Consider the following 17,775-nt stretch of genomic DNA (forward strand, 5'->3'; position numbering starts at 1 on the left):
TAATATATTATGCTTGCATAAGTAATATGTTACCTATATAGATAATATATTACCTTTGTATTTATTTGTCAATGCTTTTTTATTAAATTATTTAAATTAAGTTTAAATTTAATGTTTATACTAATATTCTAAATGTATAAATTAAGGAAAGCCCAAAATTTGGACTTTCCTTGAAAATTGTTATATTAAAAACGGCGTTCTTTAGAATATCAAAATTATAAATCACCCAGAACAATGGCCCACATTTAACTAGTCTTGCTTAACAAACCTTACCCCCATATCAAATGCGTTTTTACAGTCCTTTGGAAACTGTTCTTCTCTAACTTGAGATTTTTTCTTTTCATCAAAACTTGTTACAACGTATTTCGAATAATCATCAAACTGGTATGTGTCATTAACGATTAGTGATTCAAACGATCCAAAAAGTCTTTCCATGCTATTTTCTACAAATTTAAGACTTTGTTCATATCCTACATCTTTCATTTTCTTATCAGTTACATTCATGGTGTATATGAATCCTGTTGGTATTTTTCTTCCAAAAAGACTTGAATAGGATTTATCATAAACTAAATATGGAAACATAAATCTTTCTATAAAAGACCTCATACCTCCAGTAACTGCTCCAAAATATATTGGAGATCCAAGAATAATGGCATCAGCATTTGCAACCTTTTCAAGAATAAGTGTTAAATCATCTTTGACAGCACACTTACCATAACTTTTACCATTTTTGATTTTACACGCAAAACAACTTATACACCCTTTATAATTTTGGTCATAAAGATGAATAAGCTCTGTTTCAGCACCTTGTGAAGTCGCCCCTTCAAGTGCTCTCTTTAGAAGAGTAGCAGTATTTTTATCTTTTCTAGGACTACCATTAATTGCTATTAATTTCATTTATATTCCCTCCATATTATATGTAATAGTATAATATTATATTATAGTATCGTTATTTGCAAGTACATACCTATTAGTATTATAGTATCTATTTGTATACCATATTATATTACCAATTTTGAATATCAACATGTGGTGGAAGTAATTACTGCTCCGAGACACTTAAGAAGTTAATAAGCATATTGTTTAAAAAAACTATTATATTTTAAATTTCTTTACCAATTCATGAAGATCCTGTGCCATTTCTGCTTGATTCTGAGCAGATTTTGCCACTTGTTCCACGACTTTTGTAATCTCGCTTATGCTAGCTAGAACTTCCTCTGAACCAGCAGCTGATTCTTCCGCTGTCGCAAAAACCTCCCGAACTGCTTGATTTACCTGTCCTACTACTTGATTCATTTGCTTAGTAGAATTAAATACACCCGTAGCCATATTGCTTACAACTTCGGCATCTTTTTCATATTGTATACCTGTAGCCAAAAGTAACGTGTAACTTGGTTTTACACTGTTTACCATGTAATCTAACATATCTTCTCCACTTGAAGATAGTGCATCAAAGGCACTCTTGACTTGTGTAACCATACTTTGAATTTCTTTTACGGCTTTAGCTGATTGTTCTGCTAATTTCTTGACTTCTTCAGCCACTACTGCAAATCCCCTTCCTTGTTCTCCAGCTCTCGCTGCCTCTATGGCTGCATTTAGTGCAAGAAGATTGGTTTGCTGCGATATATTTCCGATGGAATCTGCCATAAGTTTAACATCTTCCACAACTTTTCCATCTTCAATTGCCTTTATGATATTCATTCTCTTTTCTTCATATATAACATTATTTTGTTCTATATTCTCTGTAGCTTTTCCCTTTATTTCAATAGCTCTTTTATTAATCTCATAGGCGGAGGTTGTTGATTCCTCCGCAGTGCTAGCCAAGTTACTTGTACTTGTCCCTATTTTCTCCATGGAAGTATTCACTTCTTCCGTGGTGGCACTTAGTTCCTGAGCCCCTTTAGCGATTTTCTCAGTAGCCTCACTTGAGGCCAGCATCATTGAAGATATCTCTTCAGTAGTAGCAGACAACTCTCCACTACCTGAATTTATCTTTTCTGCACTGCCTAATATTTCAATTATAAGTTGTTTTATATTTTCCGCAGCCTTATTTAAGGCCTTAGAGAGCCTTCCTATTTCATCATTACTGTCTATTTCTATTTTTTTAGTTAAATCTCCCTCACCAATAGCTTCTGCAAAGTTTAGAACCTTCTTCAACTGTTTGCCTATTGTAACTGCTATAATTACACCAATAGCAGTGGCAAATGCTAGTCCAATAATTATTACAACTATTATAAAATATAAAGAAGTCTTATATGTATCTATATTTTGTTTATCTGAATTCTTTGCTTGCTGTTGATTTATTTGAATTTCCTTTTCCAAATCGCTAAACAAATTAGCTCTTGATATAGCAATCTCCGTAAATCTAACTTTAGATTTATTAAATTCCTTTTCATTAGCCAATTTTATTACATCGTCATAAACAGCCCTGAATCCTTGCAGATCTATATTTAGTTTTTCAAAGGTAGGTTTTTGATCTTCAGTCAAAAAAACCTTTTCATAATTACTAAGTATTTTATCTATTTCAGCAGCATAATCTTCAATTTCTTTCTCCAATCCAGGATTCTGGTTATCTTTGTTTTGTTGATTTGAAATTTTTAATAAATTATATCTTATCCCCAAGGTATCAGTCTTAATTTTATTAATCTGGTCTATGGACTTAAGATTTTGCTCATACATATTTTTAGCATTTTTGTATATACTTTGCATATCTCTTATACCAATGACCCCCACTAGAGCTATAAGTAACGCTATACCTACAAAAGCAGGTATCAATTTTCTAGACATTTTTAAATTATTAAACCACTTCATTATAATTGCCCCCCAAAGTTTTATTTATATATATACACTTCAACTATTAATTACCAAGTGGCCCAAACACTAAGTAAAAATATTCCTGTTTGTTTTTTTCTTTATCGTTTACAATATACTATGCTTATGTATATTGTAGCAAGTTTTTTTAGTGTGTTTTTAATATAAATCAGAAAACGATTACTATAAATAATTAATATCCATTTAAATTTCATAATACTCTCTCATCAATTAAATATTTATTAAAAGAAAAAATAACACTACGTATAAATTAAGTTCTTACACAAAGTGTTATTTTACTTTTTTTCAAGTTTGACATTTAAAAATATATATCTGAAAATTCAATTTTAGCGGTTTGAATAACATTATTACAGCTATTCATCAATTTGCTATTAACTTCTTTACATGAAGCTATCTCATCAATACTTATTGGTTTAATTGCAGGAAACAATACTGTAAATGTGCTTCCCTCACCTACATGGCTTTTCAAAGATATTTCACCACCTAGTTCAATTAAAAGAAGTTTTACTAAGTACAACCCAAGTCCTGTCCCTTCAGCTTGCCTTGACAAAGTTGAGTCTGCCTGCCCGAATCGTTCAAAAATGATTTTCTGCTTATCCTCAGGAATACCCACTCCCTCATCTTGCACAATTATAGAAATCATATCTACTTTTTCTTGCTTTTTCATTGATAAACTCACAGTAATTGATTTTCCACAAGACGTAAACTTTAAAGCATTAGACAAAAGGTTAAGTAAGATTCGTTCTGTCTTCTCTTCATCAAAATAAATATCCTTTATTGATAAATTAGTAATGAATTTTAGATTAACATTTTTTTGCTCAGCATATAATTGTACTGAGCTTACTATTGATTCAATAACATACACTATGTTGAAGTTTGTCATATTCATCTTAACTTGGCTTGAACTGATACGAGTAATATCAAGTAAATTATTAATTAATCGAAGTTGTCTATATGTATTCTGATTAATTGTCTTCAAATACTTAGCAACCTTTTGCGTAACCTCACCCACGCATAAATGTTCAATTGCTTGTAATGCCAAATTTGTAACTGCCAATGGAGTTTTCAATTCATGAGTAATAAGATAAAGAAAATCATCTTTAAGCTTAATAGATTCTTGAAGGGCTTCCCTTTTCTCCTTCTCAGCAATTAGTAATTGACCTTGTTGTTTCTTAATGTGTTGTTGATTTTTGATAGACTCCGAGATATCACGGTGTGACATTATTACTGAAACCAAATTATTTTCATGGTCAACTATAGGGGTACCATTAATCTCTGTAATTTGATTTTTATCAGCTCGTTTGATAACCATTCTTTCATTCCTTATTTTTTCACCTCTAAAAGTTCTCATTGTAGGGAGATTTTCTTTAATAATAATATTATCATCTAAATCATAATATTGAAATTCATTATGAAAGTTGTCTCTTTTGTTTTGATAATTTATTTCAGGATATAGTTTACGAGCTTCAGCATTAAAATAAGTAAAATCACCATGCTTATCATAAATTACGATGGCATCTGACATATTTTCAATAAAAGCCTCTAATTCCTTTTTCTGTTCTTCTATTTTTTTAGATTGCTTAATTTGTTCAGTAATATCATGAAAACACGATATTACCATAGTTAAATCACCATTAGTATTATAAATGGGTGTTGAATTAACATCCATAAAATACTCTTTATTAGGGTGGCTTACGAACATTTTAATATTTTTTACCCTTTCACCACTTAAAGCTCTAATTCCAGGCATATTTTTTAATAATATTTCATTGCCTTCTATATCAAAATATTTAGTGCTTTTATAAGTTTCTCCTAAAGTACTTATTTGGTCCGATTGATAAATTAATCTATTTGCTTCAGGATTTGTCATTATAAATTCACCCTTATTATCCGCAACTATTACTCCCTCAGATAAATTTTCTATTATACTAATTAGTTATATGTTTTTTTCCTCTAACTGCTTTTTTAAATATCGCTCTAACTCTATATTTTTTTGTTCTAACTTCTCTTTTTGCCACTCAATTATCTTGTTTTGCCGTTCTAAGTATTTATTCTTTAAAACCCTTTCAGTGACCTCAGAAGAAGTTTGATATATATATTTTATTTTACCATTTTCAAATATAGGTGTTTGGGTTGAGTCCCAATAAGTTATACCCCTTGCACCGGCATCATATTTGAAGTCTTTTACATCATTAATCTTTAGCGACTCAATAACAGTATTACAGATTTTACTTCCTACAAATCCAGTTAGATTTTTACAAATAGGTCTACCTATACTATTTTCTTCTTTATTAAATGGAGCATCCATCAAATCAAGATACCTTTGATTTGTTTTTAGTAATATTAACTCAGGCACACTGTAAATGGCTACACAAGATGTGTTATCAATAAAGGCTTGTTCTACAAAAATAAGTTTTTCACTAAGCCTAGAATTTGGTTTCTCAATAAAAGAATATACTTTTTCAATTATTCCTTGTAACAAAAGAAGTGATATAGTTACTTCCCTTGCTTCAAGACACTTCGTGAATATATATCCTGAATATGTATTATTAATATTATCAATAGGCATTTGTGAATTAATTCTTATCATATCTCCTATTTCTATAAGTGATTTACCTAACAATTCATTTAATGCAAAACCTGTAAAATCAATAAATTCCTTATTAACCTTTGTTATAATGCTATTGCACGAATACAAACATGGTTCTATTAGCCTTTTGTCATTTGTATCTTCCATAATATTGCCCCCATTTTTATAAATGTCAATTTAAATTTTATTGTAATATAAAGAATAATTTACAAAATAAATTTATTTCTTACTATCTTTTACATATTAGCATGTTTTAGAGTAGATTTATATGCTTTTCATTGTCTATTATTCGACATTTTTTATATTAATTAATTCATATTTATTCTTCTAATTTCTTAATCCTTTTCCAAGTTGCTGAATAAAAATGGTAGGTTATTCTGTAAACCTGTGGTAACTAAAAATAAAATACCACACTATCCATTTTCTGAATAATGCAGTATTTCATATATACTAAATATTTTTTTAACCCCTAGCGGACTAAACGAAATATGGAGCCTTGAGCATGCTAATACTATTAACTGGAATTGGTTTTGCACTTACCGTAGATGAATATCCACTGCGCACTTTAACGGTACCAACCATTTTATATGACCTAATTTTATAATAATAAGTAGTATTTGTTGTAAGACCAGTATTATTAAAACTCAGTCCCGTAGGCGCTGTTATTAAAGTGAACGGACCTGCGCTTGATGTTGCTCTATAAATTTCATATCCGCTTACTCCAGCTATAGCGCTCCAACTAGTATTAATACTATTATATGAAGATGATGTTGCTTTTAAATTTGCCGGTATAGCTAATACTTCTAAAGCTTGTATTGGTTTTGCACTTACCATAGCTGAATAACCACTTCGCACTTTAACGGTACCAACCATTTTATATGACCTAACCTCATAATAATAAGTCATATTTGTTGTAAGCCCAGTATTATTAAAACTCAATCCCGTAGGTGCTGTTATTGACGTATATGGACCTACACTTGATGTTGCTCTATAAATTTCATATCCGCTTGCTCCAGCTACAGCGCTCCAACTAGTATTAATACTATTATATGAAGATGATGTTGCTTTTAAATTTGCCGGTATAGCTAGTGTTTCTAATGGTTGTATTGGTTTTGCACTTACCATAGCTGAATAAGCACTTCGCACTTTAAGGGTACCAACCATTTTATATGACCTAACCTTATAATAATAAGTCGTATTTGTTGTAAGCCCAGTATTATTAAAACTCAATCCCGTAGGCGCTGTTATTAACGTATATGGGCCTACACTTGATGTTGCTCTGTAAATTTCATATCCGCTTGCTCCATATGCGGCGCTCCAGCTAGTTTTAATACTATTAAATGAGGATGATATTGCAGTTAAATTTTTGGGAACTAACGATGCTATAATTGTCCACTTTGCGTAAAGTGTTGTATTTGCAATCACTCTATTTGATGTAAAGTTCCATGCATTTATACCTCCAGCTTCCTTGTACCAACCACCAAATGTATAACCCGACCTTGTTGGAGGCGTTGGAATTGGTATTACGCTGTTATAACTTAAAATTTTACTGCTAACTGCATTTCCACCTTGGCTATTAAATGTAATTGTATAATTAACTATAGAATTATATAACGTTGTTCCATCATAATAAAACTTTAGTATATTCTCATAGTTTTGACCTGCAGTTGCTCTATTTTTCGCTCCAATCTGACTCATACCTACCCCATGCCCATTACCTTTTCCATTAAAGGTATAAGTATCAGTAATAACGTTATAAGTTATATTATATAAAGAACTTTCTAAATTCAAAAAAGTTCTTGCAGTCTCTTTACCATAAGATATAGTATGTAAAATTCCATATTGATCTTTAAAAATCATATTAATGTTTTTAATTCTACCACTGCTAAATTTAGTAATGTTATTTAAGTCTATATTTACAAATGTATAGTTAAGTGGTATTTTAAGAGACAGTTTTATTTTCAATAAAGTATTTATAGTAGTAGTGGAATAATCTGAATTCCAAATATAATTCACATCATAACTATCTTGTTTACTTTTAAGGTAACTTATAGCTGTAAGCCATACATTTTCAGAAGCTTCTGTATATCCACCATCATTTGCTGAGTAATAGGCATTAACAATGCTAGTTCCACTTAGTAAAACCTTTCCTTTAGTAGAATCTACAGCTAAAAGGACATTTGCCAGTGACTCATCATAACCTCCATAAACTTGACAATCAATTGTATCGCAAAGGTCGTAACCTTTTGAATCATGCTTTCCTACATTTGCCAAAGCATAGTTTCTAGCAGCTACTGCTTGTGCTTTAAGTGCCTCAATAGGAAAACTATTGGACATTTCCTTTCCTACAACACCTTTTAAATAATCTTCTATATATATGGTATTAACAGGTACCACCATGGAAGTTCCACTTTTGGAATCAATTTTAAAAGTAAATCTCCCTCTGTAATTTTTAGAAGCTATACTAATGGTACTCGCAGAAGTACTTGGAATAAAACTTATATTATTTTGCAATACTCCATTTAAACTTAACTGCGATCCAGATGCTTTTAAAACATAACTTGTACCACTTTTGCATGCAACTCCATTTAAAGTATAATTACCATTTAAAGTTATGCTTAGTTGATTACTCTCACTACTTTCCAATCCAATGCTAATATTTTGTTTGGCATAATAATCTGAACTTGTAAATGCATAAACCTTATTTCCTAAAATAAAAATACAAGCTATTAAAAATACTGTAAATATTTTAAACTTATTTTTCAACTTCTACCTTCCCCCCGATATTTGATTTACATTTATAAAACTTTGTTATTTTGTATTTTAATATAAATGCAAGATTATAATTATATGTGTAATCACAATTTAAACGTTTATTGTAATTTTTCAAACGACATTATAAATTATGTTCAATTTATTATAAATATCGGTCAAAAATAAGATTACTTAATACAAAAGATAAGTTTTTATTATATTATAAACCATGTTTCCGGTATTGATAAATTAAAATATTCTTCAAATATCCAAAATCTAGGATCAAAATTATAGTTGAAATCTATATCCAACACCCCATATTGTTTCAATATATTTGGGGTTTGATGGATCAACTTCTATCTTTTCTCTAAGCTTTCTAATATGCACAGTAACAGTTCCAACATCCCCAAATGAATCCACTCCCCACACTTTTTCAAAAATATTATCTTTTGAGAACACTTTATTTGGGTTTATTGATAAAATTTTTAGAATATCAAACTCTTTTGCTGTCAAAAACACTTCGCTACCATTAACATAGACACGCCTAGATGTACAGTCAATGCTGAGCCCTCTTATCTCAATTATTTCTGTTTGATTTATATTCTCTCCTGTTAACCTTTCATATCTTGAGATATGAGCTTTTACTCTTGCAACAAGTTCTCCAGGGCTGAATGGTTTTGTTATATAGTCATCAGCTCCCAGTCCTAGACCTCTAATTTTATCTATGTCTTCTTTTTTAGCAGAAACCATAAGTATAGGAACATCCTTCGCATTTCTTATTTGCTTGCAAATTTCAAAACCATCAACGTTAGGTAGCATAACATCAAGTATAATAAGGTCATATTTCTTATTAAGTGCAGCTTTAAGTCCGGTTTCCCCATCTACCTCTATATCAACTGAAAAATCATTTATCTCCAGGTAATCCCTTTCAAGCTCTGCAATACTGAGTTCATCTTCTATTATAAGCACTTTTTTCATTTTACCATCTACCTTTCTTTAAAACATTTCTTAATTATAAAGAATATACTAGTTCCTAGTCCAATTGTACTCTCTGACCATATTTTACCACCATGTCCACCGATTATTCTTTCAGCAATTGCAAGTCCAAGGCCACTTCCACCAGTTTGAGAATTTCTTGATGGATCAGCTCTATAAAATCTATCAAATATAAATGGAAGAGCCTCTTGTGATATACCAGGGCCGTTGTCTTTAATTTCAAATTGCACAAACTCTCCCAGATCTTTCAGTATTATTTGTATTTCTCCATTTTCTTTATCCATATATTTTACGGAGTTTTCAACAATATTTACTATTACCCGTCTTAGTTTTTCACGGTCAGCAAGTATTAAAGTATTATCTTCTATTTCATCAATTAAATTTATTTCAATCTTGCTCTTTTCTAAGTCAAACTTTAGCTCTTCCATGCTGTCGCCTAAATAACTTTTTATATCAACCCTTTCAAAATCTAAAGGCAATTTATTCGAATCAAGTTTTGAAAACACAAATAATTCATCTATTAGTTTGTCAATATCACTTGCTTTTTTGTATATTATATTAATATATTTTTCCATTTTCTCAGGTGTATCTGCTACACCATCTTTAATACCCTCCACATAGCCTTTAATTGCAGTTACAGGAGTTTTTAAGTCATGTGAAATATTTGAAATAAGTTCATTCCTATTATTTTCATACTTAAGCTGTATTTCCACTGATTCCTTTAATCTGCACCTCATGTCTTCAAATTCTCTGCAGAGCTCTCCAATTTCATCATTTGTATTAGACTTAACTTCAAAATCAAGATAACCTTCTTTTATTTTGGTAGAAGCATTTTTTAATGCTAATATAGGCTCTGCTATCTTTTTGGAAACCCAATATGTAAGTAATCCATTAATTAGAATCATTATTAAAATAAAAATAAAAATATATACTAAAACAAAACTCTTTGAAATTGTTAGCATCGCCCCAGCATCTGTCATTATAAAAATACTCCCTGGGCTTTTATCTAAGAAATAAAAATCTTGTTGCTTTGAAAGCATAAGATTATTTAGCATAAGGTTACGGTTAATTTTTCTCTCATCAGTAAATCCGAATTTTGGAAGATCCAATTTAATATCAGTTTTATTAATGAAATTAGTGGAATAGGTTATAACTCCATTTTTTCTCACCACTATTCCACTGTGTGTCAATTTTAATTTGCTATCAAGTGTTGATAGATAACTAGTATTTTCAAGTATATTGGGATTTACTTTTATATCTTTTTCTATGCCCATAAGTATTAGTGTATTCTTATCAAACAAATCTTTTAACGGGTTGCCTTTAAATATATTACTTTGAAAAGGATGCCCATTGTATTTTATGTCATATGCCTTATCAATACTTTTCACATAAAAACTTGCCACAACTGGCAGTGCAACCAAAGACAAAATAATTGGGACTATAAGCATCGCCATATATGAAACTATAAGTCTAAATTTTATGGACATAAAAATTCCTCCTAAGTTCTATTCATATCGTAGTGCATCGATAGGATTTAATTTTGCGGCTTTCCTTGCAGGATAAATTCCAAAGAATATTCCAACTGCTGACGAAAACAATATTACCTCTAGAACAACGAATATTGAAATAGTAGGGTTGATATTTGCAAAAGATCCTATTATTTGAGCTGAGATTAAACCAAGCGCCATACCAATAAGTCCACCTATAAGTGATAAGATAACAGATTCCGTTAAAAATTGAAATAATATAGCATTAGTGGTAGCCCCAATTGCTTTTCTAATACCAATTTCCTTAGTTCGCTCAGTTACAGAAACTAACATTATATTCATGACTCCAATCCCTCCAACTAAAAGGGATATAGCTGCAACAGCACTAAGAAATGTTGTAAAAATTCCCAATACTTGATTAATTGACGTTAGCATACTTGCTGAATTAGAAGCCTTATAAAGATCTACAGTTTTGTTGTTATGTCTAGTCTGAACAATTTTCAAAGCATCATTTCCAGTTTGCACTGAGTTTTCTTGTGAACTGGATGTTACACTGAGCGTTGAAATATTGAAATCTGTTGGATATAATGTTTGGAGAAATGTAATCGGTACTGTTACAAGTGCTGGCGTACTGTCACCACCCCTGTTTGGGCCTCCATTACCACCGCCGCCAAACATGCTACTTGCTTTTGAAACGCCAATAATAGTAGCACTTTTACTAGAACCGACAGGTCCTAATTTGAATGTTTTCCCTACAGCATCATCAGTTCCAAATAATGCTTTTGCCGAGGTCTGATCAATTACTGCAACAGCTTTACCCTCTTCAACTTCTCTTTCATTTAGAAACCTTCCATAAACGATTTCTACATTGCTTATAAATGCATAATCTGTGTTAACCCCCGTAATATTTGCTGTATTAGTTTTGGTGTCAGTTCTTGCAGTTCCCCTTTTTGATACAGTTGGAGAAATATACTTAGCTGTATCAACTCTATTTTTTATTTGCTTTACATCATCAAGTGTAAAATAATCATCTATTTGTTCTATTTTTGTGGAATCTACACTTAGTGTAACTGTATTTGATCCCATTTTAGCAAATTGATCTGCAATATAATTCTTTCCTCCATTACCAAGAGAAACAATAGTAATTACTGAGCTAATACCTATTATAATTCCTAGCATAGTGAGAAAAGATCTCATTTTATTTGATAGGATACTGGAAATAGCCATTTTTAAACTCTCTAAAATATTCATAACTGCCCTCCATTTCACTGCATAAAACTTAACAGTGATACATTATCTATAATATTGTTCTTCCCTCCACTGCGTGTTCCTCAACTATTTCTCCATCTAGGAATCTTACAACTCTTTTTGCACATTTTGCTATATCCTCTTCATGAGTAACCATTAAAATAGTAGCACCATCATCATTTAACTTTTGAAATATTTTCATAATCTCAATTGATGACTTTGTATCTAGATTACCTGTTGGCTCATCTGCCATAATAACTGCCGGATTGTTAACCATTGCTCTTGCAATTGCAACTCTTTGTTTTTGTCCACCAGATATTTCATTTGGTCTGTGTTTAACCCTGTCGGAAAGCCCAACCTTATCAAGTGCAATCAGTGCCCTCTTTCTTCTTTCTTTTGATGGCACCCCTGCATAAAGCATTGGAAGTTCTACATTTTCAAGTACTGATATCCTTGGTAATAGATTAAATGATTGAAATACAAATCCTATTTCTTTATTTCTTATTAACGCAAGTTGGTTATCAAAAAGATTTGAAACATCCTGTCCATTTAAAAAATATGTTCCACCATCCATTTTGTCCAAGCACCCTAAAATATTCATAAAAGTAGATTTTCCAGAACCTGAAGGTCCCATTATAGCAGTAAATTCACCCTTTTCAATTTTAAGGCTTACGGATTTAAGAGCAGTAAAGTCAATATCCCCAGTTATATATCTTTTTAGTATATCCTTTACTTCTATCATTATTTCCCTCCTATAGCTGCAGCCTCTTTAACCATTAACCCATTTGTAATGGTGGTGCCTGGATTTAATATAACGATGTCTCCGACTTTTACTCCACTAACAACTTGAGTATCAGTATCTGATTGCACACCCAATTTCACAGTTTTTTTAACTGCCTTACCATTTTCAGACGTAAACAAGTAAGTTGATCCATCTTTGTTAGTAAGTATTGTTTCAGCAGGGACTTTCACAACATTAAGTGCTTGATTAAGTAATATATCAATATCTGCGTCAAAATTTATTTTAAGTTCAGGAGCTGGATCTAATACATCTAGTTCTACAGTTAGAGTTGTATCTCCCCCTGCAGCTGAAGTATTAACTGTCGCAGTTGGATAAATATTCGAAACCTTGGCTTTATAAACCTTACCATTACTCATAATTCTTGATGTTTGCCCAATGGCTACTTTAGCAGCATCATATTTTCCAACTTGAACAACTGCCTTCAAATTTGATATATCCTGTACAACTATAGCTATTCCCTGATTTCCAGTTTGTCCACTAACAACATTTACTGCGGTAACCACTCCATCAATATCTGAAGTAATAGCTGAGGTTTGATTTAACTTGATATTTGCAGAATCAAGATTCAGTTTTGCTGATGAAACAGCATTATTAAGCTGATTTATTTTTTCATCCGACAATACACTTGCCTCTGCCGATTTAATCGTAGCAGCATTTGCAGGAATATCTTTTGTGTTTGCTATAGTATTCTTTGCATCATCATTATTATTTACAGCATCCGTTTTTTGAGATACCGCATTGTTATAATTTATTTGAGCAGAGGCTACTTGATTATTTAAATCAGCTGTATCATAAGTTAAAAGAGTATTACCCTTTTTAACTTTATCTCCAACACTAACATTAACCTTTGATATCTTAGTTGCCTGTGATACCGAATAATCTTTTTCATTTTTAGATTTTATAATAGCTGTAGTGGATAAATACATGTTTACATCACCCATAACAACCGTTGAGGTTTTTACGGCTGTAAATTGCCTTTTATTTTTTGAATGAATTCGAATTCCTGCAACAGTACCTATGAGTGCTAATATTATAACTCCAACAATAATTTTCTTTTTCATGATTGCCTCCCGTTTATTTGTTATTTAAACTGTAATGTCATAATTTATATTTTACATGGTAAATATTAAAAAAATCTTAGCTAAATATTAAATTTTTATTAAATTAATTACAATTTTATTTATCAAAGAAGCCCCCTGATATACATCCGGGGGGCTTGTGCTAATGTGACTGCTTTTAGTAATTTATTATGTTAATTAGGTAAAATCGCCACGATATAATTTGCTACCTCTATTGCCGTCTCGTCCCTTTCACCCTCTCCTGCAAAAACCATTGTATTAGCATTGGCCCCCTTACTTAATAACAAATTCATCATTACCTTGCTCTTAATTACTGATAAAGGAGTACTCCTTTGGGCATCCATAGTGTTCAAATCTGCACCTTTACTAATCAGAAATTCCACAATATCTTTATTATCTGTTTTAACTGCTTCTTCAAGTGCTGTTTCACCATCATCACTTTTAGCATTAATATTTATACCACTTTGAATTATTTTTTTCACAGCTTTAATATCATTATTTTGTATTACATTAATTAATTCTTTTTCATTTTCACTTATAGATGTTTGTCTACTTTTTTCATTTATTATTTTTTCATATTTTCCATATGATATGATAACCATTGAAGATATTATAATAAACCCACTTAATATTATTAATATTATCTTTTTCATATTTTGATTTCCTCCCTTACCTTATTCTATATTTCCCTCTTATGAATTTCATCCACAAGCTTCTCATATCTGTTAACACTATTTTGCACTTTATGAACACTTTCTAAGGACTTACTGTTTATCTGAATTAAGGTATCAAATTTACATTTTAACCTACTTGAGGTATAATTTACACATAAATACACTTATAGACCTAAAAATAAGGAGTGTAACTATGAAAAATGATATAAATAATGAGTTAACGGAAGTACTAAATATATTTAAGCAGGCTTATATACAACGTAACCCTGAGAAAATTGATAGTTTTATGGAAACATTGTTTGATAAAGATGAAGATATTATTATAGTTGGTACAGGTGCTAGTGAATGGTGTACAGGTTATGCTGAGGCTAAGGATATATTTTTAGGTGATTGGGAATATTGGGGAGATTTAAGAATCAATGCTGATGAAGCTACTATAATGCCCTTTGGAAATACAGCTTTAATATATACTACAGGTACAGTTAAATATTCTTTTAATGATAACGCCGATACCTATGCAAGTTATTTAGGTAATATTAAAAAGTATTTTGATGATGTTTCCTTTAATAGCAAAAAAACTAATATAGTAAAGCTAACTGAAATAAATTGGACACTATGCCATTTGCTAAATAAATGGGATGGCACAGAAAGAGATTATTTATGGGATCTGCGTATTTCCTTTGTTTTAGTTAAAAAAGAAGCAAAATGGATTATAAAACAAATGCAATTTTCACTTCCTGTAGTTGGACATTTGCCAGATTTAAGAATTGAGAATCTTGGTTATGATATAGAGAGTTTTACTGCAGAAGGAAACAAAATGAAGGAGTATTCTAATAACAATACTTTAATATATAAAGATGAAATATCAAAATTCCTACAATCTTTTAATAATGAATACCTAAAACGAGATAAGGAGATAGCCCTAATCAGTAGTCAATATTTTGCTGCTAATAATCCATTAATTATTAATATAGACAAAACTGTTTATATTAATCAAGAAGAAATCAAGAAATTAATAGGAAATCATAGAGGTTACTACAATGAAATAAAAATAGACTATGAGAATTGTTTGATTAATTCTATTGGTGATGTGGTTTGGATAGCTACCCACGGTATTATGAAAAAAACAATGTCCGAGGATAATGCTTTTGAAAACACTACAAATGCGATAAAGGATATATTTACAAGTAATTTAGATGATAAAGATAAGCTTTTTAAAATAAGAAGAAAAATTGCTATTACCCTAAAGGAAAATGCTAAGGGAGAAGAATATAGTTGGCCATTTAGGTTTGAGGCTGTAGTTATTAAAGTAAATGATAATTGGGTATTTAAATACCTTCAATTCTCTCTTCCATTTAACTGGTTTCTTGAAGGCAAGACAGAGGCAGCTACGCTCTTAGAAAAGAACATTTAATCTAATAATCATATTGTAGATAATATACTTATAACTTAAAGGAAGCCCCGTATGAGCTTCCTTTAAGTTATAATCTTTATTGTTAGGCTAAATTTGTCCATCTACTAGTTGTTTGAAATTTATGCTTTCTAGTTCTGAGTTTAACTTCTTTTGTACTTTTGTCATAGCTCTATGAACAACGCATACACTACTTCTATTCATATTACAAAAGTCTGGTTCAATTACACATCTATTAACACATATTGGACCGTCAATTGCTTCTATAACATCTTTTAAGTTTATTTGTTCTGGCAATTTATTTATAGCATATCCTCCCTTGACTCCCCTGTAAGACCTTAGAATATCTGCTTTTATAAGTTTTCTTAAAAGTTTCAAAAGAAATCTTAACGGTACACCCTCTTTTTCTGAAATTACTTTTGATTCTACCTTTTCACCATAACCTAATTTACATAAGTAAACTACTACTCTAATACCATAATCTGCTTCTTGTGTTATTTTCATATTATATTTCTCCCTAAGGTATACCCATTTGGTATACTTTTAGTTTAATGCTTTTACCCTATTTTGTCAATATTTTATTTAAATTTTTGATTATATTAAAAAATAACAAAAGGGACCTGCTCATGAATTTTATCCATGAGCAGGTCCCAAATTTATGTTTTTCTTAAATTACTTCATTGACTTGATAATGCTATCAACAATTGCATCCATTGAATCTACATCATCTTCTTTCAAAGCTGAGTTCACTGAGATCTCACTGTCTAAAATAGTCATGTCTTTCATATCTTCCAAAAGTTCACGCATAAGTCTGCCTGATTGAGGAGCCCATGAACCATTTTCTATAATAGCAAAAGTTCGTTTTTGAAGATTTAATGCCTTCATATCCATTATATAATTAAGCATTGGTGGATAAATTTTTAAGTTATAAGTTACAGAGGCAAGAACCACATGACTATATTTAAATGTCTCAGAAATTAAATATGAGACATGAGTTTTTGCAACGTCATACATAACAACGTTCGTAATTCCCTTTTCCACGAGTCTTGTTGCCAAGTCGTTTGCAGCGGCCTCCGTATTGCCGTACATTGTTCCATAAACAATCATTACGCCATTTTCCTCAGGTGTGTAGCTACTCCACTTGTCGTACTTATCTAAAAAGTACCCCAAATCATTACGCCATACTGGTCCATGTAGTGGGCAGATCATCTTGATGTCAATAGTGCCGGCCTTCCTTAAAAGATCCTGAACATGAGGACCATACTTGCCTACAATATTTGTATAATAACGCCTTGCATCGTCAATCCAATCGCGGTCAAAGTTCATCTCATCATTAAACAGCTTGCCATCCAATGAGCCGAAAGAACCAAAGGCATCAGCTGAAAATAGTACGCCATTTGTAGTATCAAATGTCACCATAGCTTCTGGCCAATGTACCATTGGAGCAGCCACAAATGCAACGAGATGTTTTCCAAAAGACATAGTATCGCCCTCTTTGACTTCTATTAAATTACTATCGATATGGAAACCGAACTGATGCATTAACATAGAAGCTTTATTTGTGCATACAATCTTTACATCCGGATAACGAAGAATAATTTCTTCTATACACGCTGCATGATCTGGTTCCATATGGTTAATTACCATATAATCCAAAGATCTTCCTTTTAAAACCGATTCAATATTCTCAAGGAACTGACGGCAAATTGACCAGTCCACTGTATCAAAGAGTGCTGTCTGCTCGTCCATTAGTAGGTATGAGTTGTAAGATACACCTCTTGGAATAGGATGAATGTTTTCAAAAAGGGCAAGGCGACGATCGTTGCCACCAATCCAATAAAGATCCTCAGTTACTTCTCTAACACAATACATATATATAATCCTCCTTTACACTAAAAACAT

Annotated in this window: 14 protein-coding genes; 1 reads left to right on the top strand and 13 read right to left on the bottom strand. The window is 31.3% G+C overall.

Going from position 1 to position 17,775, the window contains the following annotated elements:
* Nucleotides 1-249: 249 nt before the first annotated feature.
* The 11 genes from VIM70_RS01980 to VIM70_RS02030 form a co-directional block, all read right to left on the bottom strand.
* On the bottom strand, nt 250-897 hold the full coding sequence (locus tag VIM70_RS01980; protein ID WP_331943600.1) for a flavodoxin family protein: 648 nt from the start codon (nt 895-897) through the stop codon (nt 250-252).
* 198 nt (nt 898-1,095) lie between these two features.
* Nucleotides 1,096-2,811 carry a methyl-accepting chemotaxis protein gene (locus tag VIM70_RS01985; RefSeq protein WP_331943602.1) on the bottom strand — a complete coding sequence of 572 codons (1,716 nt, stop codon included), beginning with the start codon at nt 2,809-2,811 and terminating at the stop codon, nt 1,096-1,098.
* Nucleotides 2,812-3,130: 319 nt separating this feature from the next.
* On the bottom strand, nt 3,131-4,765 hold the full coding sequence (locus VIM70_RS01990; protein ID WP_331943684.1) for a PAS domain-containing sensor histidine kinase: 1,635 nt from the start codon (nt 4,763-4,765) through the stop codon (nt 3,131-3,133).
* A 3-nt stretch (nt 4,766-4,768) separates the two neighbouring features.
* A complete protein-coding gene (locus VIM70_RS01995) occupies nt 4,769-5,569 on the bottom strand; it encodes a hypothetical protein (protein WP_331943604.1) in 801 nt (266 codons plus the stop codon).
* A gap of 330 nt (nt 5,570-5,899) precedes the next feature.
* On the bottom strand, nt 5,900-8,188 hold the full coding sequence (locus VIM70_RS02000) for a SpoIID/LytB domain-containing protein (protein ID WP_331943606.1): 2,289 nt from the start codon (nt 8,186-8,188) through the stop codon (nt 5,900-5,902).
* Between the two features lie 276 nt (nt 8,189-8,464).
* The gene (locus VIM70_RS02005; RefSeq protein WP_331943608.1) at nt 8,465-9,154 is read right to left on the bottom strand and encodes a response regulator transcription factor; all 690 of its coding nucleotides are present in this window, start codon (nt 9,152-9,154) and stop codon (nt 8,465-8,467) included.
* 8 nt (nt 9,155-9,162) lie between these two features.
* Complete coding sequence (locus VIM70_RS02010) at nt 9,163-10,659, bottom strand: HAMP domain-containing sensor histidine kinase (RefSeq protein WP_331943610.1); 1,497 nt, start codon at nt 10,657-10,659, stop codon at nt 9,163-9,165.
* 18 nt (nt 10,660-10,677) lie between these two features.
* Nucleotides 10,678-11,910 carry an ABC transporter permease gene (locus VIM70_RS02015; RefSeq protein ID WP_331943612.1) on the bottom strand — a complete coding sequence of 411 codons (1,233 nt, stop codon included), beginning with the start codon at nt 11,908-11,910 and terminating at the stop codon, nt 10,678-10,680.
* A gap of 46 nt (nt 11,911-11,956) precedes the next feature.
* Complete coding sequence (locus VIM70_RS02020; protein WP_331943614.1) at nt 11,957-12,649, bottom strand: ABC transporter ATP-binding protein; 693 nt, start codon at nt 12,647-12,649, stop codon at nt 11,957-11,959.
* Nucleotides 12,649-13,770 carry an efflux RND transporter periplasmic adaptor subunit gene (locus tag VIM70_RS02025; protein WP_331943616.1) on the bottom strand — a complete coding sequence of 374 codons (1,122 nt, stop codon included), beginning with the start codon at nt 13,768-13,770 and terminating at the stop codon, nt 12,649-12,651. The genes VIM70_RS02020 and VIM70_RS02025 overlap by 1 nt, the downstream gene beginning before the upstream one ends.
* A gap of 191 nt (nt 13,771-13,961) precedes the next feature.
* Nucleotides 13,962-14,441, bottom strand: a complete 480-nt coding sequence (locus VIM70_RS02030; RefSeq protein WP_331943618.1) for an ankyrin repeat domain-containing protein — start codon at nt 14,439-14,441, stop codon at nt 13,962-13,964.
* Nucleotides 14,442-14,655: 214 nt separating this feature from the next.
* Between VIM70_RS02030 and VIM70_RS02035 the strand changes: the two genes are divergently transcribed.
* Nucleotides 14,656-15,876, top strand: a complete 1,221-nt coding sequence (locus tag VIM70_RS02035; RefSeq protein ID WP_331943620.1) for a nuclear transport factor 2 family protein — start codon at nt 14,656-14,658, stop codon at nt 15,874-15,876.
* A gap of 87 nt (nt 15,877-15,963) precedes the next feature.
* Here the strand turns inward: VIM70_RS02035 and VIM70_RS02040 are convergent, their stop codons facing one another.
* Complete coding sequence (locus VIM70_RS02040; RefSeq protein ID WP_331943622.1) at nt 15,964-16,377, bottom strand: Rrf2 family transcriptional regulator; 414 nt, start codon at nt 16,375-16,377, stop codon at nt 15,964-15,966.
* 168 nt (nt 16,378-16,545) lie between these two features.
* On the bottom strand, nt 16,546-17,745 hold the full coding sequence (locus VIM70_RS02045) for an FprA family A-type flavoprotein (RefSeq protein WP_331943624.1): 1,200 nt from the start codon (nt 17,743-17,745) through the stop codon (nt 16,546-16,548).
* Between the last annotated feature and the right edge of the window lie 30 nt (nt 17,746-17,775).

This window comes from Clostridium sp. (assembly GCF_036569345.1).
Classification (GTDB): domain Bacteria; phylum Bacillota; class Clostridia; order Clostridiales; family Clostridiaceae; genus Clostridium_AD.

Excerpts from the sequence above, each read along its gene's own strand:
- VIM70_RS02035 (WP_331943620.1), top strand. The coding sequence starts at position 14,656 with ATGAAAAATGATATAAATAATGAGTTAACGGAAGTACTAAATATATTT.
- VIM70_RS02015 (WP_331943612.1), bottom strand. The coding sequence starts at position 11,910 with ATGAATATTTTAGAGAGTTTAAAAATGGCTATTTCCAGTATCCTATCA.
- VIM70_RS02010 (WP_331943610.1), bottom strand. The coding sequence starts at position 10,659 with ATGTCCATAAAATTTAGACTTATAGTTTCATATATGGCGATGCTTATA.
- VIM70_RS02040 (WP_331943622.1), bottom strand. The coding sequence starts at position 16,377 with ATGAAAATAACACAAGAAGCAGATTATGGTATTAGAGTAGTAGTTTAC.
- VIM70_RS02020 (WP_331943614.1), bottom strand. The coding sequence starts at position 12,649 with ATGATAGAAGTAAAGGATATACTAAAAAGATATATAACTGGGGATATT.
- VIM70_RS01980 (WP_331943600.1), bottom strand. The coding sequence starts at position 897 with ATGAAATTAATAGCAATTAATGGTAGTCCTAGAAAAGATAAAAATACT.
- VIM70_RS01985 (WP_331943602.1), bottom strand. The coding sequence starts at position 2,811 with ATGAAGTGGTTTAATAATTTAAAAATGTCTAGAAAATTGATACCTGCT.
- VIM70_RS02030 (WP_331943618.1), bottom strand. The coding sequence starts at position 14,441 with ATGAAAAAGATAATATTAATAATATTAAGTGGGTTTATTATAATATCT.
- VIM70_RS02045 (WP_331943624.1), bottom strand. The coding sequence starts at position 17,745 with ATGTATTGTGTTAGAGAAGTAACTGAGGATCTTTATTGGATTGGTGGC.
- VIM70_RS02025 (WP_331943616.1), bottom strand. The coding sequence starts at position 13,770 with ATGAAAAAGAAAATTATTGTTGGAGTTATAATATTAGCACTCATAGGT.
- VIM70_RS01995 (WP_331943604.1), bottom strand. The coding sequence starts at position 5,569 with ATGGAAGATACAAATGACAAAAGGCTAATAGAACCATGTTTGTATTCG.
- VIM70_RS02005 (WP_331943608.1), bottom strand. The coding sequence starts at position 9,154 with ATGAAAAAAGTGCTTATAATAGAAGATGAACTCAGTATTGCAGAGCTT.